14 protein-coding genes and 1 pseudogene are annotated in these 20,270 nt (G+C 45.2%); 12 read left to right on the forward strand and 3 right to left on the reverse strand.

Annotated elements, in window-relative coordinates; translation table 11 throughout:
• Window positions 1–463: 463 nt before the first annotated feature.
• Both CXK86_RS27815 and CXK86_RS27820 read right to left on the reverse strand, forming a co-directional pair.
• The gene (locus CXK86_RS27815) at window positions 464–988 is read right to left on the reverse strand and encodes a DUF5412 family protein (RefSeq protein ID WP_101314930.1); all 525 of its coding nucleotides are present in this window, start codon (window positions 986–988) and stop codon (window positions 464–466) included.
• Window positions 989–1,011: 23 nt separating this feature from the next.
• Complete coding sequence (locus CXK86_RS27820; RefSeq protein WP_101314931.1) at window positions 1,012–1,905, reverse strand: AraC family transcriptional regulator; 894 nt, start codon at window positions 1,903–1,905, stop codon at window positions 1,012–1,014.
• A 114-nt stretch (window positions 1,906–2,019) separates the two neighbouring features.
• Here CXK86_RS27820 and CXK86_RS27825 point away from each other — a divergent pair, with 114 nt between their 5' ends.
• From CXK86_RS27825 to CXK86_RS27860, 8 genes and pseudogenes are all read left to right on the forward strand, one after another.
• Entirely contained in the window at window positions 2,020–3,840 is a 1,821-nt protein-coding gene (locus tag CXK86_RS27825) for an ABC transporter ATP-binding protein (protein ID WP_180361887.1), read from the forward strand.
• A gap of 187 nt (window positions 3,841–4,027) precedes the next feature.
• The gene (locus CXK86_RS27830) at window positions 4,028–5,779 is read left to right on the forward strand and encodes an ABC transporter ATP-binding protein (RefSeq protein WP_257468243.1); all 1,752 of its coding nucleotides are present in this window, start codon (window positions 4,028–4,030) and stop codon (window positions 5,777–5,779) included.
• A pseudogene (locus CXK86_RS32330) lies at window positions 5,776–5,910 on the forward strand (Rpn family recombination-promoting nuclease/putative transposase); the annotation flags it as partial. The gene CXK86_RS27830 and the pseudogene CXK86_RS32330, both read left to right, overlap by 4 nt.
• Before the next feature lie 340 nt (window positions 5,911–6,250).
• Window positions 6,251–8,131, forward strand: coding sequence for a DNA helicase RecQ (recQ, locus tag CXK86_RS27835; RefSeq protein ID WP_076251653.1), 1,881 nt, complete (start codon window positions 6,251–6,253; stop codon window positions 8,129–8,131).
• A 410-nt stretch (window positions 8,132–8,541) separates the two neighbouring features.
• Window positions 8,542–10,584, forward strand: a complete 2,043-nt coding sequence (locus CXK86_RS27840) for a B12-binding domain-containing radical SAM protein (RefSeq protein ID WP_076251655.1) — start codon at window positions 8,542–8,544, stop codon at window positions 10,582–10,584.
• Window positions 10,585–11,459: 875 nt separating this feature from the next.
• Entirely contained in the window at window positions 11,460–14,585 is a 3,126-nt protein-coding gene (locus tag CXK86_RS27850) for an S-layer homology domain-containing protein (RefSeq protein WP_076251658.1), read from the forward strand.
• A gap of 552 nt (window positions 14,586–15,137) precedes the next feature.
• Window positions 15,138–15,770, forward strand: a complete 633-nt coding sequence (locus tag CXK86_RS32815; RefSeq protein ID WP_257468237.1) for a DUF6933 domain-containing protein — start codon at window positions 15,138–15,140, stop codon at window positions 15,768–15,770.
• A gap of 54 nt (window positions 15,771–15,824) precedes the next feature.
• Window positions 15,825–16,475 (forward strand): DUF3885 domain-containing protein, encoded by a 651-nt coding sequence (locus CXK86_RS27860; RefSeq protein ID WP_076251660.1) that lies wholly within the window; start codon window positions 15,825–15,827, stop codon window positions 16,473–16,475.
• A 497-nt stretch (window positions 16,476–16,972) separates the two neighbouring features.
• On the opposite strand, the gene CXK86_RS27865 is transcribed toward CXK86_RS27860, so the two are convergent.
• Window positions 16,973–17,575 carry a hypothetical protein gene (locus CXK86_RS27865; protein ID WP_101314934.1) on the reverse strand — a complete coding sequence of 201 codons (603 nt, stop codon included), beginning with the start codon at window positions 17,573–17,575 and terminating at the stop codon, window positions 16,973–16,975.
• 234 nt (window positions 17,576–17,809) lie between these two features.
• Here CXK86_RS27865 and CXK86_RS27870 point away from each other — a divergent pair, with 234 nt between their 5' ends.
• The 4 genes from CXK86_RS27870 to CXK86_RS27885 all read left to right on the forward strand — a co-directional run bounded on the left by CXK86_RS27870 (window position 17,810) and on the right by CXK86_RS27885 (window position 20,122).
• A complete protein-coding gene (locus CXK86_RS27870; protein WP_101314935.1) occupies window positions 17,810–18,376 on the forward strand; it encodes a histidine phosphatase family protein in 567 nt (188 codons plus the stop codon).
• Window positions 18,377–18,635: 259 nt separating this feature from the next.
• Entirely contained in the window at window positions 18,636–18,815 is a 180-nt protein-coding gene (locus CXK86_RS32460) for a hypothetical protein (RefSeq protein WP_218973875.1), read from the forward strand.
• 46 nt (window positions 18,816–18,861) lie between these two features.
• Window positions 18,862–19,458 (forward strand): chloramphenicol phosphotransferase CPT family protein, encoded by a 597-nt coding sequence (locus CXK86_RS27880; RefSeq protein WP_036669335.1) that lies wholly within the window; start codon window positions 18,862–18,864, stop codon window positions 19,456–19,458.
• A 154-nt stretch (window positions 19,459–19,612) separates the two neighbouring features.
• Window positions 19,613–20,122 carry a DUF6933 domain-containing protein gene (locus CXK86_RS27885; RefSeq protein WP_101314936.1) on the forward strand — a complete coding sequence of 170 codons (510 nt, stop codon included), beginning with the start codon at window positions 19,613–19,615 and terminating at the stop codon, window positions 20,120–20,122.
• Window positions 20,123–20,270 lie beyond the last annotated feature (148 nt).

Here is a 20,270-nt window from a genome sequence, read left to right on the forward strand (position 1 = left end):
GAAGCAGAAGCAGAAGCAGAAGCAGAAGCAGAAGCAGAAGCAGAAGCAGAAGCAGAAGCAGAAGCAGAAGCAGAAGCAGAAGCAGAAGCAGAAGCAGAAGCAGAAGCAGAAGCAGAAGAGGTAGAATAGATGTGATAGATAAGTTATGTGCTGCCATATATTTAAAGTTCCATAGCTACGAAGTTGTTAATAAACAAGCATATTAGATCACAATGAAGTATAAGTAATTACACGATAACATGTAGAACAAGCGTAGCCCCGCTTAACCGAAAGAGTCGGTGAGCGGGGCTTTTTACGCTTCTCGTACCGCGTGTATCTCCTACATGGTGTAATGAAAGTAGCATTTGGTGAAATTTTCACAAGGCTTACACCGCGTAAAACTTCTGATGTGCGGTGCAGTGAAGATTACGCATCAGGATGGAACTTCGCGTGTTTTAGACTTGCACTATGTTGCTAAGTTATTTTACTTTTCGGGTGCCAAGCATCGCACAGACTGGTCCTTCATTCGTAAGCTTTTGCAAGCCCAGCCCCATCCATCATATATTTCGTCATCGATATTGAGGGTAATGGTTTCATCCGTATATTCATTCCAGTTTTCAATCCGGAGCGTGTTTTCACTGTCCCTTTCAAGATGGTTATTCCCGTGGTGCTGGGCACGATAGATCGTTTTTACCGTGGCGTCCTCAGGGGCATTTGTCTTCTTTACATCGACCCAGATTGTAACGCCGCCTGCCGCGCCACCATAGGGCACACCATAAATCTCGGCAGTATACTCACCATTCCTTGAAGGCATGGAATAACTCAATTCCCCCAGCTCGGAACGGTCAAATGCTGAGACGTAAGGACGGAGCCAGAAATACAGGAATACAGCGGCAAACAGTACAAGAATCAACAATGTAAATGTAGTGAGGATCGGGTGTCTACGTATCCAAGGTTTGCGAGAATTTGTATGGGATGAACTTGAATTAGCTTGAGTATTTGAGTCCATAAGGTTGAACCTCCATTTGCAGCTTACAGTGAAATTTGCTTTGCAGGAATATAAATGTCCATCTCTCCGTAGTGGTCCTGAGCCAGACTGCCATCAATTCTTTCAAAATAGTAGGGATCACTCTTCTCGTACCCCGAATGGCTCTGCCAATATTCATCGATAAATGTCCAGACACTGTCCAAATGATCAATATTGATCAGACTTGGATGGAAATCACACACAAATTTGAATACGGCATACTGGTTGGCCGGGACCTCAATTCCGTCCAGTTCTTCAGGGATATGATCCAGACTGGTGACCTCTACAGACGGCTGATATGTACTGTAATCCTCGTTAATTTCATTGGTAAATCCAATATATACGTTGGGCTGCAACACGTTAGGAATCGAATGAAAGTGTTTTTCAAAAAAGTCGTTGCCTGCTGAATTGGCTTCATAGTGCTCTTCGTTATCTGCATACCGAATGTGGGATCGTTGCCCAATGAGTTTCATAGCCGGTTTTCGCACATACGTTGGTTTGAAAATATATCCATATGGAAGCGTTGTGATCATGGACGAAGTCATGCGGGCTGTGAATTCAAGGTCTCCAGCTCCCTGTTTGCGATACTGCAGGGGTGTAATGCCGAAGGCTTGTTTGAAAGCACGTATGTAGGATTGTTCATGTTCAAAAGCGTAATGTCCGCTGATATCGATAATCTTCCAGTTCAGATTCACCAATTGCTCCAGGCTGCGTGCCAATTTGCGTGAACGAATGTATTCTCCAGGCAATTGTCCGCTGACATGTTTGAACATGCGATGCAGGTGGAATTTGGATATATGAGTCACAGATGCCAGATGATCCAGCGTTAATTTGTCTTGAATATGGTCTTCTATGTAGTCGAATAGCTTATCCAATGTGTCTAGCAGATCATGTTGCATATCAATCTCCCTACTTCTAATAGTACTTACAGCAATAAATGTTCATTTTTTCCTTATCACCGATGATATCATAACCAAGTACATAATTTAATGACAAGATTGGAGAAAGCATCCATGTTTGCTGACAAAAGAACTTATACAACGTTAGGCATGTTAACTCGATTATGGACACTAACGGGCAAGTACCGTATGTTCATCATTCTATTACTTTTCGCCGCATGTATGGTCTCCCTGATTGAGGTCGGTTATTTGGAATCGATCCGAAGACTGGTCAAAGGCGCGACTGAAGCACAGTTTTCGTTACTCTACTCAGGGTTGATCATAGGCGTTAGCATTGTAGTATTACGATTGATTGTAACCGCATTCATGACGAGGGTCGAGACGTTATTCCAGCAAAAGACATTATTGTCTGTGCAGTCTCTACTGCTCTCATCCTTTAGCAACACAGAGACACGCAATCTGGCACATTATCATACGGGTGACCTAACCTCTAGGGTCTGGACTTCAGCCAAGGAAGCACAGAAGGGGATAAACCAACATGGCATTGAACTCGCAAAAAATATCATTCAGCTGATTCTTGCCTTTGCTTACTTCAGCTGGGTTAACTTGCCGCTGTCGTTGGCTATCATTGCATTCACATTGATCTATCCTCTTGTAACGGTAGGACTTGGTCAACGTCTACAAAGACGGCATGATCAGTTGAATACCAGCGCAGCGTCAAGAGATGAGATACTGACTGAAATCATCCAAGCCCCAGTTGAGATCCGAAGTTACGGACTCGCGGGTTATGTACACCATCATTTTAAAGATCGAATGGATCAAGTGTTCAGATATACGATGTCCGTATCTGTGTTACAACGACTTTCGGAAGCAGCCGGACGGGTCTCCACGTATGGTGGCATGATTCTGATTCTCTATCTAGGCGGCATGCAGGTCCTGAATGGACATATGGATGTAGGCGGACTGGCAGCTTTTCTGGTAGCAAGTAGTCAGTTAACACGTCCGATTGAATCGTTATCTGGGTTGTGGAATGATTTTATTGGTTCGGCTTCTCATGCGTCCAGAATCTTTGAAGTGCTGGATTTGGAGAGAAAAAACACGGTTGCTAATACCGGTACAAATACATATGTACGGTCCGATACGCATTTAGGCCAGCTTGAAAAACAATCTAAACCGGCTGGCATCAACGTGCAGCATGTGTCTTATAGGTATGCGGAGCAAGAAGAAGTGTTAACAGATATTTCTTTTGAGGCCAAGAAAGGAAAGCTTACTGTAATCACGGGGCCAAGTGGATGCGGGAAAACCACGTTATTGAAATTGATAGCCGGATTAGATAGACCTGTTACTGGTTCGATCCAGGTCATGAATCAGAAGAATTCACTGAAGGATATGCACGAAGTTCAGACAGGGCATGTCAATCAGGTGTATGTTCCGCAACAAGCCTTTATCTTCACAGGTACAGTGGAAGAGAATATTGTTTTTGGACAAGAGGGGATATCTGCGGATCAAGTAAAGGTTGCGGCCCATATGACGCATGCACATGACGCGATTATGCGTCAATCGCTCGGCTATGGGACAGAGCTTCAGCCGCAAGGCGGGACGATGTCGGGTGGTGAGCTTCAGCGTATTAGTTTAGCCAGAGCGATGCTGAGGAACCCGGATATTCTATTGTTGGATGAACCGACGTCATCTCAAGACCCGTGGCATGAGCAACGATTGAATGATCTTTTTGCCCGAATCACTGCTGACAAAGGCACAACGGTTATTGCAATTACTCATCGATTATCGCTGATAGAACGGGCAGATCAGGTCATATATATCCAGAAGGGACGCGTCGAAGATACGGGGACTCATCGTGAATTGCTGGATCGTCCAAACGGATATCGAAGTTATATTGCGGAGCAGGATACGGAAGTGGAGGAACAGCATGAGTAACAAGATTGAAGATGCAGCATATGCCGATGACGTTGAAATGAAAAGCAGTCATGAGAAAAGCGGAGCATATGAGATAAATGAAAATAATGAAAATGAAGCTCATCATCAGATGAACGAAAGTGATGTTCCAGATGACCCAAAACAAGCTGTATCATTGGCAACGGTATGGCCCGTTATTTTTCGCTGGATGAAGCCTTATGGATTAGCTGTAGCGATCTTGTTCATTTTTATCGCAGCAGATGCGGTCTTTGATTGGGGACTAGCCTTTGTACAGGGATTCTTCGTGGATGCTATTCATGATGGGGGACAGGAACAGCTTAATGCCACCGCAATGATTTTCATCGCCATTCTGGCAGGATTTATTGTATTGCTCGCGATGCATCGTTATGTGCTGGTATGGCTCAAGGAATCAATGCAACGGGATATGTCCATGGATCTGTTGAAACTGTTAAACCGGATGCCCTATTCCTGGGTGCGCAGACAGAAGTCCGGGGATGTGATGCTTCGTATCAAGGAAGACACGAAGCATGGTGCAGAAGTTGTGGAGGCTATTGCAGAGGGTGTTACGGTTGTATTCATCATTGCTCTATCGCTGGGATACTTGTACAGAGCAGATGCATGGGTTGCGGTTATTGCCTTGGTAAGTGCAGGGGCAATCTGGTTCACTGCGAGGTTGTATGATCAGCGAATTATACATCTGTCCGATGAGGTCGAATCCAGGGAAGGCGAGTCCCAAGAACAGATCCAACAGTATGTTGAAGGGATACCGGTGATTCAGATGTATAATGCTTCACCGTGGTTTCTCGCTCGATTTCGGACACAACAGCAATCACTGAATCGTGTTCATGCCAAGTTGCAGATGACCCTGAGCATGTCGGATAACGTGGCGATGGCGGTGTTTGGTCTCGCTCAATTGGCAGCGCTGTTCCTTATTGCTTTGTCAGCGGCTAGGGGAACTTTATCTCCAGGCATGGTTGTTGCAAGTAGTCTGCTGTTTGAACTGGTGGTGTGGCCAGTACTCGGCTTGTCCAGCCAGTGGAGTCAGATGCAAGCCAGCGTGGGTGCATTTGGACGTATCTCTGCATGGTTGAAGTTGGCGGAGAACAAGAAGACTGACACATCCAATACTAAGCACGAGGAGCTTGCACAGGGAATTTGTAACCAAGATCAAGGGAATACACAAAAAGGGGCACATGAAGAGAACGAAATGGCGACGCTACGTCTTCAACAGGTTACGGTAATAGATGAAAACAGTGATCGGACGATTTTGGATCAGATTACGTTTAATCTGGTTCCTGGTGAACTGGTTGCTGTAGTTGGCGCCAGCGGTGCTGGCAAATCTACACTGTGCCAAGTGTGTGCGGGGTTGATCGAGCCAACAAACGGAAGCGTATTGCTGGGTGATAAACATGTTGCAGAGTATGTAGAGATAGATGACCAGTCCAGACTGACGTATATGCCGCAGACACCAACTTTTTTCACAGGAACGATCGAAGATAATATTCGTCTGAGTTCAGACGTTACATTGGACAGAGTGAAGTTTGCGGCAGAGCAGGCAGGTTTGGATGAATATATTGAGGCACAGGAAGGACAATACGCAGCAATGTTGCATGAGAAAGGGGCCAATCTATCTGGAGGCCAACAACAGCGACTGTCGCTTGCCAGACTCTTTACGAGGTCATCCGATCTGTATATTCTGGACGAACCAACGTCATCACTGGATATTCAGACAGAACAGAACGTGATGAATCACTTGCTGAACTTTATGAAAGGCAGAATAGGGTTGCTTGTCACACATCGCATGGAGGTTGCTCGCCAGTGCTCTCGCATCCTTGTGATGGAACATGGCCGAATTGCCGAGGATGGAACGCATGAACAACTGATGCAGAGGAAAGGATTGTATTATCGTATGAATGCAAAAGGCGGTGATACAACATGAATGAATCTGGGGTTAAAAAAGTAATGGATACGCTGGAGTTCTTGAGTCAGGATCGGGAAGCACGTCGTTTGTATGAAGAGCGCCCGAAATATTTGCATGACGAAGCTTCCATGATTGAGTGGCTAACTGAGCCTGAGATACAGTCATTGAAAGGCTAGGAGCGTATACAATACAAACTAGTTGTTAATTAAGCTCTTATTGTATGTTGAAATGAATGCAATCGTTTTGTCCAACTAGGGCAGGACGGTTGTTTTTATTTTAATGAAGAAGCTTCAAACGTTTTACAGTAAAACGCGGTTGCTCATTCCGGGCTGGGCCGTTAAACTAAAGGGAGCGGCGTTTGCTTGACGGACAAGTCATGAGAACGCCATTTTGTTGTCAAGGATGCGGGATATGAGCCGCTTTCGGATGTCAGAATCGGATCGGACCAAGCTGGTGGGAAAACGCCGGTGATAAGTAAGGAGTCTTTACATGAGTGTGCAAACACCTACATTAGAAGAAGCGCAGGGTCTCCTGCAAAAATATTATGGCTACCCCGACTTCCGTGAGGGACAGAAAAAGATCGTAGCCAGCCTGCTCGAACGTGAAGATACGTTGGGCATTATGCCAACCGGGGGCGGTAAGTCGATCTGTTATCAGATCCCCGCTCTGTTATATTCGGGACTGACACTTGTGGTCTCCCCGTTGATCTCATTAATGAAGGACCAGGTCGATGCGTTGACGACCGCCGGAATTGCTGCCGCGTATATTAATAGTACACTTAGCGGCAAAGAAGTGAATGATCGCATCCGCGCGGCGCAGCGCGGTGAGCTGAAGTTGCTCTATGTCGCGCCTGAGCGACTGGAGCTGGATTGGTTCCGCGAGGAGATGGGCTATTTGCCGATCTCTTGCGTTGCCGTGGATGAGGCCCACTGTGTATCGCAGTGGGGGCATGATTTTCGGACAAGCTACCTGGCGGTAGCGCCGTTTGTGGATAGTTTGCCGGAGCGGCCGGTGGTTGCGGCCTTCACGGCGACAGCGACGCCCGAGGTCATGGGCGATATTCTGCGGTTGCTGCGTTTGCAGGACCCGCAGACATATGTGACCGGACTTGGGCGGGATAATCTGGCGTTTAGCGTGCTGCGTGGCGAGAGCAAGAAGGATTTTGTCCTGAATTACGCGCGCGAGCATGCCAGCGAGCCAGGTATTATATACGCCGCGACCCGTAAGGACGTGGACGATCTGCATCAGCGTTTGTTGCAGGCGGGATTGCCCGCAGGACGCTACCATGCCGGCATGACGGACGATGAACGGTCCCAGAGCCAGGAAGCTTTTTTGTACGATGATATCCGAGTGATGGTGGCGACCAATGCGTTTGGGATGGGGATTGATAAGTCGAACGTGCGTTACGTTATTCATAACAGCATGCCGAAAAATATGGAGGCATACGTGCAGGAAGCCGGACGTGCAGGCCGGGATGGAGAGCCAAGCCAGTGTATTCTGTTATTCGGGGCACAGGACATTATCACCCAGAAGTTCCTGATTGAGCAGAATCCGATGGACGGCGACCGCAAACAGAACGATTACCGGAAGCTGCAACAGATGGTGGATTACTGTTACACGACGCGTTGTCTGCGCAGTGCGCAACTCGATTATTTCGGTGAGGTGCATGACGATACACCTTGCGGTACTTGCAGTTCCTGTACGGACGACCGCGAGTTGGTAGACATGACGATTGATGCACAGAAAATATTCAGTTGCATTCACCGCATGCGTGAACGGTATGGTGTATCGCTGGTCGCTTCGGTGCTCAAAGGCTCCCGTGCCAAAAAAGTGCTTGATTATGGCTTCAACTCTCTGCCAACCTACGGCGTGATGGGTAATCGGACAGAACGTGAAATTTCGGAGATCATCAACGTGATGGTATCCGAAGGATATCTGATGCTGTCTGAGGGACAGTATCCGGTTGTGCGTTTGCAGCCACTAGCGGTGGAAGTGCTCAAAGGCCAGCGTGAAGTGATGCAGCGTGTTGTCCGCAAGACAGCGGCAACGGCTTCGGGTACGAACTATGGTGGACGGCGCGGACGCGATGCAATGCCATCTGCGGTTAATGAGACGGTATTTGAACAACTTCGTCTGATCCGGCGCGACTTGGCGGCGAAAGAGCATGTACCATCGTACATTATCTTCAATGATGCGACCCTGCGTGAGATGAGTGTGGTATGTCCACAAACAGAACGTGACATGCTGGATATCAAAGGGGTCGGTGAGGTCAAGTACCGCAAGTACGGACTGCCGTTCCTGGAGTTTTTCCAGAAGCAATCGGGCGAAGAAGTGGATACGGATGATGATGCGTTTTACGAGTATGAGTGAGTATGAAATGAGTAAGAGTAAGAGTAAGAGTGAATTGAGTATGAATTGTTAATTTTCACTTTCTAATCTTTGAAGTTGGTTGTCGCGTCTCTGTAGAGTGGACAAATGGTGGCGAATTGTCTTTCAAAGGGTGGACATTGGCGTTAGAAATGGCTGACCTTATAGCATACAGCATGTAGTTTTATTATGTGTGTTTCATACTGTATGTTGTGGTTCGGATTTGATGGGTGTATATGTCTTTTTGAAAAGAGTGTCCACTCTTTGAAAGACAAAAGTTGGATATGTCCATGAGACATGGAATGGCTAGTTCAAAAGAGGTTTAGATGAACAGCGTCCGGGGCAGGATGGCTGTGCAGCTTTCTTTTTACCAAAAATATATGGTCTGGGTGTCCAGGCAAAGGTTGTGAACCATGAAGGTTATTCTTTCTACATTAAATGCAAAGTACATCCATACCTCCTTGGCCTTGCGGTGTCTGAAGGCGTACAGTGAGAAGGATTTTGATATTGACCTGGCGGAGTATACGATCAAGGACCCGGTGATGAATATTGTGTCTGATCTGTATCAGCGCGGCGCGGACGTGATTGGTTTCTCGTGTTACATCTGGAACATCGAAGAGACGATCAAGGTCATTGATAATCTGAAAAAGGTTATGCCGAACGTGAAAATTTTGCTGGGCGGGCCTGAAGTGTCCTACGACACGGAATATTGGATGAACCGCATTCCCAATGTAGATTTCATCGTGATGGGTGAAGGGGAAGAGACGCTGCATCAGCTTTTGACGGAGCTGGAAGGAAGCAAGAAGTTCCACTTTGTCTATGGACTGGCGTATCGCAAAGGGGAAGAGGTCATTCTCATGCCAGGACGCCCGAAAGCGGATCTGAACGATCTGCCGTCACCGCACCGTTTTGATGAGGATATCCCGGAGCTTGGGAAACGGGTTGTTTATTTTGAGACCAGTCGGGGCTGTCCGTTCAGTTGTCAGTTCTGTCTGTCCAGTATTGAGGTTGGCGTGCGGTATTACGATATCGAACGGACGAAGTCGGACATTTTGTACCTAATTGAGAAGGGTGCGAAGCTGATCAAGTTTGTGGACCGGACGTTTAACATCAAGCGGGATTATGCGCTCGAAATGTTCAAATTCCTGATCGAGAATCATCAGGGGACGGTGTTTCAGTTTGAAATTACAGCGGATATTATGCGTCCCGAAGTACTGGACTATCTGGCAGAGAATGCGCCACCGGGCACATTCCGGTTCGAGATCGGGGTTCAGTCTACGAACGATCCGACGAATGAACTGGTGAAACGTCGCCAGAACTTTACCAAGCTGAGCCGTACCGTGAACAAGGTGAAAGCCAGCGGCAAAATCGACCAGCATCTGGATCTCATCGCCGGACTGCCGGAGGAAGATTACAATACGTTCCGCAAGACGTTTAACGATGTGTTTGCACTGGGGCCGGAAGAACTTCAACTCGGATTCCTCAAAATGCTGCGTGGTACAGGTCTGCGTCTGGATGCAGAAAAGTACAACTATACGTATATGGATCACGCGCCGTATGAGATTCTGGGCAGTGATGTGCTACCGTTCAGCGACATTGTGCGTTTGAAGCGGTTGGAAGATGTTTTGGAGAAATACTGGAATGCACACCGGATGGACCATACGCTGAAGTATCTGATGGAGCAGGAGTTCAATTCGCCGTTTGATTTCTTCCAGGCGTTCGGGGATTATTGGGAAGGTCAGGGGTGGCAGAAGATTGGTCACCAACTGGAGGATCTGTTCACTCGTCTGCACAGCTTCCTGGAGTCACGGAACACGCCGCATATGGAAATCGTGCTCGGCTTGATGAAGCTGGATTATTTCCTCGGCCACAAATACAAACCACGCAAAATCTGGTGGGAAGATCCGCTCCAAAAAGACCAGTGGGCGGGTTATATGAAAACGTTGGCTGAACGTCCGGAAGACGTTCGTCTGCCACGTGTTGCCGGTGCCGCTGGCACGGCATGGTTGGAAAGCAGCGGCACGGGTGCGAGTGTCGCTGAGGCAAGTTCGGCTGCTGCCGGGGAAGACGCTGCCGCAGATGCGGCGGGTGTGATTGGCAGCGAAGCCGGGGGTGCAGCGTCGCTCACTTCGGGCGACGCAACAGGGTCCGCCGCGGATGGAGCGGCGGACATGGTGGACGGCAACGCTTCGCGTGCGTTGCCGATGACCTCGGCCATGACCGCACAGACGGTCATGGGTGCCCGTGCTTTCGCCGACCTTGGTCTCGGCGAAAAGGAACTGCAGAAGCACACCGTATTGGATGTGCTTCCGTTCCGGCTTGAGCGTGTGCTAGCTGGCGCCAGCCCGCTTGCCGCGAAAGGCCGGACGCTGCTGGTCGTTGTGTACCAGCAGCATGAAGGGCAGCAGGCGCAGTATTACACGCTGCCGCTGGGAGAAGAAGCCGCTGCCATGTAGGTGCAGCGGCCTGAGATAAGCTACATGGCTAATTGGTGCCATGTAGCAAGAGGAAGCGCCACGACTATGCGGTCGTGGCGCTTTTTTTGCATGCATCACGGGGTCGCAATCGTGATGCTGCAATGATGACCACCGCGCTAATGAACGCGGTGTGTCTCAAGAAAGTGCTGCACCCAGTGGGCGCAGCACTTCATCATTACGAGGCTCGCCGCCATCGTACAAGCCGCGCTCCGATCTACCTTTAACATCATACATGTTCCGAAAGCATCGGAAGGTCATCTGACTCCTATACGGGATGAAGAATGATCTTCCTTTTTTTGTTTTCGAAATTCCCATAGAATCACATACCCAATTCAGTCAAAGGATAGTTTCGTATGAATGATAAGGCCAAAACTGAAGAGACAAACACAGTAACTAAAGGTTCAGCTGACTCATTGCATGTCCATATTCCCTATAACGCTGTACATATTCAACGCATTCGTCAGTTAAAGGGTAGACGGTGGGAGCTAAATAAGAAACTGTGGATCATTCCTACTCTATTGCAACCATCCAGGATTTAACGAACCATTTTGATGCAGTATATGTGCAGATTACTACCCGGCTAGATGAGTTGTATAGTTTTTGTATAGATTCAATCGTTAAAATATGAGTTGCAGAAACTGTGGGGAATTGTCGAGAATATAACCCGATGTTAATTAGAAGAGATTGGATGGAAAATAGAGCTCTATTTTTACAATCCAACATGAGGTAACTTCATAAATTGATAATTAAATTAGGGGGATCATCGAAAAAAAGAAAAACATTAGCTCATATGAAAGTGCTAAAAAGGATTTGTCTACATCAGAAAGTCTAAAAAAGAATTGGGGGAAAGGTACGTGTCAAAACAAAGCAACAAGTTCTTTAAGAAAAAGCATGGAGCATTATTTCTCGCAGCGGCTCTGACCGTGGGCGGTTTACCACCAGCAATGTTCCCGACGACAGCAAGTGCAGCTGATGCAGGCGAAGCTTTAATATCCACATCAGGTGGTACAACCAGATACGATATTGTGGACGGAGAGCAATCGTCCGAGGCCGTTATTGATCCTGGAATTCTGATTCAAGACTCCCCTTATACAATAAATCTGGACGCTGCGACCGTGCTGCTTGAAAATTTTCAAGCAGGGGATCAATTGACATTTACCGCAGCGACAGGAATCACAGGAACATATAATCCTGCGAATGGTGTCTTAACGTTGAAGGGAACTGCTTCAGCGGAAGCCTATAATCAGACATTATCGACTGTTGCGTTCTCAACAACCTCCAGTAATACGTCAGTCAGAACCGTTAGGTTTGCCTTGGGTGATGCCCTTCCAAATGATGCTAACGGCCATTTTTATAAGTATATCAATAAGAGAAGCAATATTACCTGGGCTGCCGCGAAGAATGAGGCTGCCGCCGACAATTATTTCGGGCGCGAAGGATATCTGGTCACGATTACAGATGCTCAAGAGAATGAGTTTGTAAAAGAAAAGACGTTAGGTCTTGGATGGATTGGTGCACAAGATATCCAACGGAAAAACGGTGAACCCGTAAATACTGGTGACTGGCGTTGGGTAACCGGACCGGAGGGCCAGCAAGATAGCGGGAATGGTCAGAAGTTCTATGAGGGTTATCTGGGCGGCACAAAAATAGGGTATGCAAATTGGGCCGCCAGCGAACCTAATAATTATTCTGGTTTGGAATATGTTGCCCATATTTATGGGCCCGGCAGAGAAGCAGGACATTGGAACGATTACCCTTTGAGCAACAATGTTACAGGGTATGTTATTGAATACGGCGGCATGGCGAGCGACGAAAATTTGGATATCATCGCTGAGAAAACCATTGCTGTTGTCAATAGTACCGATCTTAAACAAGCCGTTGAAGAAGGGGATCAACTGGACCAAGAAGATTATATGGTAGCGGAATGGCCAGCGTATAAAAAAGCTCTGGAAGACGCCAAAGCCGTGCTTGACAACAAAACCAAAACTCAAGAAGAAGTAGATAAAGCAGTTCAGGAATTGAAAACAGCGAGAGAGCTGCTGAAACCCAGGTTGATCACCGAGCCGAGCGGTGGGCTGGTCAACGTGTCCAAGCCTGAACTCAAAGGTGTGGTAGACCAAGATTCGAAAGTCACCGTTGAATTGAAGGATGAGAACGGCAAAGTGATTGAAACAAGGGAAGTAGAAGCAGATAGTAATGGAAATTGGAGCTTTACCCCGTCGGCAGAATTGCCGGATGGAAAATATACGGTTGATGTAACGGCATTGAAAAATGGAAAAGTGACCAAACAATCCAAGACAATCGTAGTCGAGTCTGCTCAAAAATCGCATCTTACCGGTCTCGAGCTGAATGCCAACGATGGAACTTCGCTACCTCTGTCACCGGCTTTTGCTGAGAATACGTACAATTACACTGCTACTACTGCAACGTACAGCGTATATTTCACACCAACACTGGACTCGCTTGCAGGTCTGGATCCGAACGCCAAGATTGAGTTTTCGCTCAACAATGGTGCCTGGACGGATGCAGCCAGCGGTAAAGCAAGCAATGAATTGCCTTTGAATGAAGGCAGCAACACGATTGTTGTTAAGGTTACCGTTAACGGAAGGGAAAAACTCTATACGCTGACCGTCTTCCGTGCATTCAACAATAATGGTAACAGTGGAGGCGGAGGTGGCGGAAGTACAACTCCAACAACGCCAGCAGCACCAAGTACTCCTGAAGCTCCAAAGGGTAATCTCGACGTAACTTTGAACGGCAAAGACGATCCGTTTGCAACAGGCACAACTTCAACTGCAGACGGTCGTACGACAACGTCAGTTAAGGTAGACCCGGACAAGCTGGGTAAAGCTGTATCTGAAGGTACAGGCCAGGATCTGTCGATTCACTCGCCAAATGAAGGGGATATGACGGTTGATGGCTTGACAGCAGACACTTTGAAGAAACTGGGCGATAAGGGCGCAAGCCTGAAAATAAGTAACCCACTGGCCATTTATCCGGTACCTGTCGGAAAAATGAACCTGAATGCTGTCGCCGGTCAATTGGGCAATGCAGCGCTGAACGATATCGGTGTTCGCATCGACATCAAGCGTTCTTCGGATGCATTGATTGCATCTGCGAAGAACAAGGCAGCAGCAGGAGGTTATGAGCTGCTGGTTGATCCGGTTGATCTGGACCTGACGTTTAGCCATGGGGGTCAAACCGTAAAATCCGGTCAATTGAACGGCTATGCGGCGAAATACATCGCTCTCCCGGAAGGCATCGATCCGAACCGGATTACGACGGGTGTTGTAGTGAATCCGGACGGCAGCGTATATCATCTGCCAACCGTTGTAACGAAGATCGGCAATCGTTATTATGCACAAATCCATGATTTGCGCAGCATTGGTACGTACTCGGTAATCTGGAATCCGCAGGATTTCACGGATGTGAAAACCCATTGGGGTCAAGCGGATGTGAATAACATTGCGGCACGACTGGATCTGAAGGGGAACGGGGATAACACGTTCTCGCCGGGACGCAGCGTGACCCGTTCCGAGTTCGCGGAGATCGTGGTCTTCGGCCTGGGTCTGATGCGTCAGGGAGCGTCGCAGAATAACTTCCCGGATGTACCGACTTCCGCCTGGTACGGAAATGCCCTCGCGATTGCGGATGAATTTGATATCGTTCGCGGTTATGACGATGGCAACTTCTACGGCAACCAGCCAATTACGAGAGAGCAGGGCTTCGCAATGGTAGCCCGCGCGTACCGCCTGATTAAATCCGAAGCTGTCGTTAGTCAGAATACTTCTGCTCTGTCCGAATATAAAGACGGTGCGAGCGTATCGAACTGGGCCAAGGCGGATGTGGCGCAATTGATCGAAGCAGGCATCATTCAGGGCGAAGGTACTCATCTCAGCCCGAAAGCTCCGATGACGCGTGCTGAAGTGACGGCACTGATTGCAAGGATGTTGAAAATTACCAATTTAATTGACAAGTAAGCAAGTTTATTCAATCAACCACTGACAGCCTAAGTCGTCAGTGGTTGTTTTTTATACATTTTCCAGGGGACAGGACATATACGAATAGAAACCGCCAAACTGACGGTTTTTTGTTTTAACAATGCAAGTTCTTGTAGCTAAATGCTCCGTGATTCGGCGATACGTCCATTTCTTTTCGACGTGTAACACAAGCTGCGTGGCCGAATGGCATCATACAGCAGGAGGAAGCGCCACGGCGATGAGGTCGCGGCGCTTTTTTTTGCGTGCATCACGGCGCAGCTATCGTGATGCACCAAGTGTTTCCACCACGGAATTGTGTTCGTGATGCAGCATTAGCACCACGCTAATGCATGCGGTGCAACCTCCTCGTGAGGTACTGCCCTATTGGGGGCAGCACCTCACCCTCACGCTCTTGCCATTCACAAGCCGCGCTCCGTTGTACCTTTCACAAGTTAAAGCAATCATATAAATCTGAGAAAACATCGTGATATAATCAAAGCAAAATGGATCAAGACAGAAGAGTTAGAGAATATGGATGATTTTACATTACAGATGCCGGTAGCACAGTTCAGATTAGATGAGAAAGCATGGAAAGTGTATTGGCAGGACAGCAAAGGCAAATGGCATTTCATCTATGATATCGAACCGAACGAAGATTTTGAAAGGGGGATTCGTATGATTATTTTTAAACCAACCCAACTAACATTAAAAGATCTGAATGTCAAACCGGAAACCATCAAAGAGACAGATGCTTTCTTTAGTTGGCATGTAAACTTTTTCACGTTATATGGCAGAAAACATTATGTGTTTATGAATGATTTTTCCAGATTAAGTTTAACAGTCAATGGGATTAGAACAAATCAGGCGAGTAAACTGGCAGGAATCTTTAAAGAAAATTTGGAGGCCTATTTCGCTGTTGAGGAAATTCCTGATAACTTGGCGAACTATTATTTAGATAAATGTAACGAGAAGACGATAACCGAAACAGATAGTCGAAGTGTTATAAGTACCATGAATGAAATCATGCTTGTGATCAGGTCGTTTGAAGGGGAAACTGATAAATTTAAAGACAAAGATACACGACACAAGTGGAACAATAGATTCATTTACAAACCCATCGACTATAAAGAGCCAATTGATGTATTTGTTAAAGAGCTTCAGGCAAGGGCTGAGATGGAGAGTTAGATAATCAACCAGGCGAGCAAGCGAGCAGCAATAACAATATAAGGAGGCCACAGAATGGATTTGAAGACGTACCTGGCAGAGCATTTTCCTAACTTAATTTTAAAACCACCTCTATTCTATGCTTGGGACGTTTCAATACGATTCGAACTTGGTAATCCTCTGATGTTTAGATTAAATAAAGAGCACTATATGGAACAAGTTTATTATCGATCGCTTGAATTATTTAAGGCTCTCCATGATCAAGAAGATGAAGTCCTATTCATTACTCAAGCTTATTTTGCGGATAAGTCTAAAAACAAAGTGAAGAAGTTAAACCTATACAGGAAATATATCAAGAAGAAAGAGCCGATTAGAGCCTTAAGACACGAGATACTTCCACATTTCGATTGTGAACCGGATGGGCTTCCAGACCCAAACCCTAAGAAGAACATGTATAGGTACTGGACTAGATGTAGAGTTGGGGACTTAAAATATAGTCAGTTCATCAAAGCTATTTGTAATCATGATGTTGGAATGAAACCAATGATCTACCATAGGGTGTATTTCATTAATATAAGTAAGAAAACGATATTTCATATCTATGATGATAGAGGTTGCGATGTTATTTCAGCATCTAGAGAAGGGCTAACGGATATCTATAAAGAATTCAATGATTGGATTTTAGAGTATGATCGAGAAAGAATGAACAACGTATTTCTAAGGTAATGGGGAGAAATGATTCAGGCTTTCAGAAGAGTATTGTTTAGCATAACGATCATAAAGAAGATTTAATACCAAACCTTACCGAGAGAATTTTGAGGTCAGTAACTCCAATAAAAGCTGATATCTGGGGAACGCTGCTGTACTCCGGGTTACGGTAAATTTTGCGGTGGATCAACTCATGCGAAGCAGGAACCACTACCGGGATAGTAATCTACCCATTTTTGCCCTGCCCATCGAACATACTTAAAATGAAAGTCTGCACTGGATTCAAGATTGTCCCACCTGAGAAAACCCATATGCGTTATGAAATAAATAAATTATCAAAATCGATTTTTAGACCATATTGGTAAAGTGAAGCGTTGGATGAACTACTTTTGCAACAATCAAAGAGATGATCGGTGATCAGATTATCATAAAAAATAGATGGGGGAAGAGCAAGTATTTGATGTTGTTTCTTCTCAAATTAACCATTCTATAGCCGGCAAAATGAATATCGGACACTAATTCAAATTATACTTCTCCAATACTGAGTTACGGAAAGTTTCGTATTCCGATAATTCCTGAGAAGTGAAAGATTGAGGAAAATTACTTTGACTAGTCTCTTCTAAGCTGAACTTCCCTAAATTATCATTGATTAATCCATAATTACCAAAAGTATTTTTCATTAAGAAAATCACACTTTTATTATTCTTCTGCAGTTCTACATAGTCATCAACTGTATATTTGACGTCTCCTTCGAGGCTAACGGGTTCAATGATTGTCAATTTGTTCTGATCTGAAGGGAAACCATTAGGTTTCTTCAATATCTTTTCAATCTTGATGTTTGTGTTGGTGTGAAAGGATTGCATGGTTCCATCATCAAATCCAGTAATAACATGCTCTCGATCTCTGAAATCTTCTTTTGCATAACCAATAACGATCAGTTCGGCGAACGCATCCAGCTTATCTATTTCATGAAATGTTAAAGAGTTGGCTGAAAGGTTGACGACTTTATGAATGTTTACGTCCGGTTTGGATTGACCATTTACGTAAGCGATTGCAACAGCAGAGATAGCCAATACGAGTAAAGAGACTAGTACAACCTTCTTTTTGAAAAAAGACATGATCTCATCCTCTCCGTCAGATTTAACTTCTTTTGAAAACATCTTGCTACATTTCTACTATACACATATCTGAAAATTATTGTAAATTAAATGTCTGACAGAGTATCAATCCTGAATTCAGAATCTAAAATATGGTGGCACCATGTAATTAATTTTTGGAACGAAAAGACAAAATATGTTGAAGGACCTAAAGCGTGACCATAAAATTGATAAAAAAAATTTAAGGAGGGTCCTATGAAGACCATCGTTTATATGGTAAGGCATGCGGAGTCACCGTATACGGAAGGAACGGAAAGAACGAGGGGGCTTACCCTTGAGGGCAAGATGAATGCAGAACGAATAACGGAAATATTAACGAATGAAGGAATACATTCCATCGTCTCAAGTCCTTATGCCAGGGCGATTCTAACCTTAGAGGGTGTGGCAGCAGCGTTAGAATTAGATATTCAGATCATGGAGGATCTGCGGGAAAGGCATTTTTCAGATGATATGATTGTGGATGAAGAGTTCGAGCCTGCTTCGAAGAAGATGTTTGATGACCCGGATTATGCATTGCCAGGAGGCGAGTCGAACACGGTTTGCCAGAATAGAGCAGTGGGCGTGTTGAAACAGATATTAGAAGAATACAAGGGTGAAAAAGTGGCGATCGGCACACACGGACATGTAATGACGTTGATGATGAACTACTTTGATTCGAGTTACGGATTGGATTTTATGAATCAAACCAAGAAACCGGACATTTATCGATTACAATTTGACAAGATGGAATTAGAGAACGTGACAAGGCTATGGAGCGAATAGGGTGAAAGTGAACAAGCGAGAACGCTTGTTCATAATTTTGGTTACAAGTAAAATATAGATATCATTAAATATGGAAGGAATTGACTCCAATGACGTTACAAAACTTGTTTCATCAAAAACCAACCAAGTTGTGGAATGAAAGAATGATTGAAGGCGGAGATGAGCTCTTCACAGAAGAGAGATTACTCATGTCTGATCAAGCCCTAGATACATATTTGCACCAATTAATAGCATTACAAGAAACGCAGATTCTGAGCGCATGATGAAGGCTGTAGAAGAAGTTGTGGTTAGCTTTAATGAAATGAATGAGGCCAATGGTTACTTTATTGAGACGATGGAACGTGAAGAATTGGCTGATTTTATAGACAAGGCGGCTAGGCTGGTTGGATTGGACATCCATGAGGATGAAGATATTACGGAAGAATGGAGAGAGTGGTAATTCAGCAGAACAGTGTTTTCCAATTTTAATGATAAGGGTGATCAATATGGAACGAGGACTCATTATATTTTTGAACGGAACGTCAAGTTCGGGGAAGACAAGCATTGCGATGGAAATGAAAAATCAGGGAGACATTCCGTTTCATCACTTATCTGTAGATCAATTTCTGCATAATTATGATCAATTTATCGACAATACATATCCAGATATGAAACCAACTAGAGAAGTAGAGCACCATGTCATGACAGATATCCTGTTCGACCCGATCAATTCGATGTACTGTGCAACCATTAAACTGTTTTCGGAAATGGGTTTGAATGTCATCGTGGATACGGTCATCAGCAATGACAAGTGGTTTAATGATTTTTATGAGTTACTATCGGATTATCCGATATTGTTTGTAGGCGTGCAGTGCTCGAAAGAGGAACTCACCAGAAGAGAGCAGAGCAGGGGAGATCGCGAGATTGGACTTGCTCATTCCCAGTTCGACTACATCTACTCCTATGATGAATATGATCTGGAAGTGAATACGGAAGAGCTTAGTTCAGCTGCATGCGCGGAAAAGATATTAAGTTATATGAAGTCTGATCAGGAATACTCGGCATTTAAGAAATTAAGCAGAAGAGAGGTAAAAACACCGTAAAAGAAATGAATTCAAGACCAAGGCTGGTAAGGTGGTCAAAAATTGGAGATGGAGGATTAGACCTCAAGACAAAGTCTGTATTTTGCAAACAAATTTGGATATAGTACGCTTGAAGTAGTTTATAATCAGATTAAGGAGCAAGGAGGAGTCGAGCATGATTATTTTCAAAACAACCCAACTCACATTAAAAGATCTTCATGCCAAACCGGAAACCATCCAAGACAGCAATGCCTTCTTTAGTTGGCATGTAAACTTCTTCACGTTGTATGGCAGAAAACACTATGTTTTTATGAATGATTTTTCCAGATTAAGCTTAACGGTCAATGGGATTAGAGCAAATCAGGCGAGTAAACTGGCAGGAATCTTTAAAAAGAATTTAGAGGACTATTTGGCCGTTGAGAAGCTTCCTGATCACCTGGTGAACTATTATTTGGAAAAATGTAACGAGAGCACGATCACCAAAACGGATAGTCGAAGTGTTATAAGTACCATGAATGAAATCATGCTTGTGATGAAGACGCTTGAAGTTGAAGATAATGATTTTCGTGATAAAGATGAACGCCATATGTGGAATAATAGATCTATGTATAAACCCATCGACTATAAAGAACCCATTGAGGTATTTGTTAAAGAGCTTCAAACACGGTTTGAAATGGAGAGTTAGAGAAACTGGATTTTCATCGGAGACCTCTGATGCCAGTAACAGTATAAGATGGATCATGGTGGGTTATTCCAGCAAACCACATCTTATCAAGTCAGACGTCATGAATACGGTAAAATGAGATCAGGAGATATGTTAAAATTACAGAAAG

The sequence above is a fragment of the Paenibacillus sp. BGI2013 genome (assembly GCF_002843485.1).
In the GTDB taxonomy this organism is placed as follows: Bacteria; Bacillota; Bacilli; order Paenibacillales; family Paenibacillaceae; genus Paenibacillus; species Paenibacillus amylolyticus.

Bases quoted from the DNA above. Each gene is read 5' to 3' on its own strand.
- CXK86_RS27820 (WP_101314931.1), bottom strand. From the start codon at position 1,905: ATGCAACATGATCTGCTAGACACATTGGATAAGCTATTCGACTACATA.
- recQ (WP_076251653.1), top strand. From the start codon at position 6,251: ATGAGTGTGCAAACACCTACATTAGAAGAAGCGCAGGGTCTCCTGCAA.
- CXK86_RS32460 (WP_218973875.1), top strand. From the start codon at position 18,636: ATGATGAAGGCTGTAGAAGAAGTTGTGGTTAGCTTTAATGAAATGAAT.
- CXK86_RS27865 (WP_101314934.1), bottom strand. From the start codon at position 17,575: ATGTCTTTTTTCAAAAAGAAGGTTGTACTAGTCTCTTTACTCGTATTG.
- CXK86_RS27880 (WP_036669335.1), top strand. From the start codon at position 18,862: ATGGAACGAGGACTCATTATATTTTTGAACGGAACGTCAAGTTCGGGG.
- CXK86_RS27840 (WP_076251655.1), top strand. From the start codon at position 8,542: ATGAAGGTTATTCTTTCTACATTAAATGCAAAGTACATCCATACCTCC.
- CXK86_RS27830 (WP_257468243.1), top strand. From the start codon at position 4,028: ATGAAGCCTTATGGATTAGCTGTAGCGATCTTGTTCATTTTTATCGCA.
- CXK86_RS32815 (WP_257468237.1), top strand. From the start codon at position 15,138: ATGCCGGTAGCACAGTTCAGATTAGATGAGAAAGCATGGAAAGTGTAT.
- CXK86_RS27815 (WP_101314930.1), bottom strand. From the start codon at position 988: ATGGACTCAAATACTCAAGCTAATTCAAGTTCATCCCATACAAATTCT.
- CXK86_RS27860 (WP_076251660.1), top strand. From the start codon at position 15,825: ATGGATTTGAAGACGTACCTGGCAGAGCATTTTCCTAACTTAATTTTA.
- CXK86_RS27870 (WP_101314935.1), top strand. From the start codon at position 17,810: ATGAAGACCATCGTTTATATGGTAAGGCATGCGGAGTCACCGTATACG.
- CXK86_RS27885 (WP_101314936.1), top strand. From the start codon at position 19,613: ATGATTATTTTCAAAACAACCCAACTCACATTAAAAGATCTTCATGCC.
- CXK86_RS27825 (WP_180361887.1), top strand. From the start codon at position 2,020: ATGTTTGCTGACAAAAGAACTTATACAACGTTAGGCATGTTAACTCGA.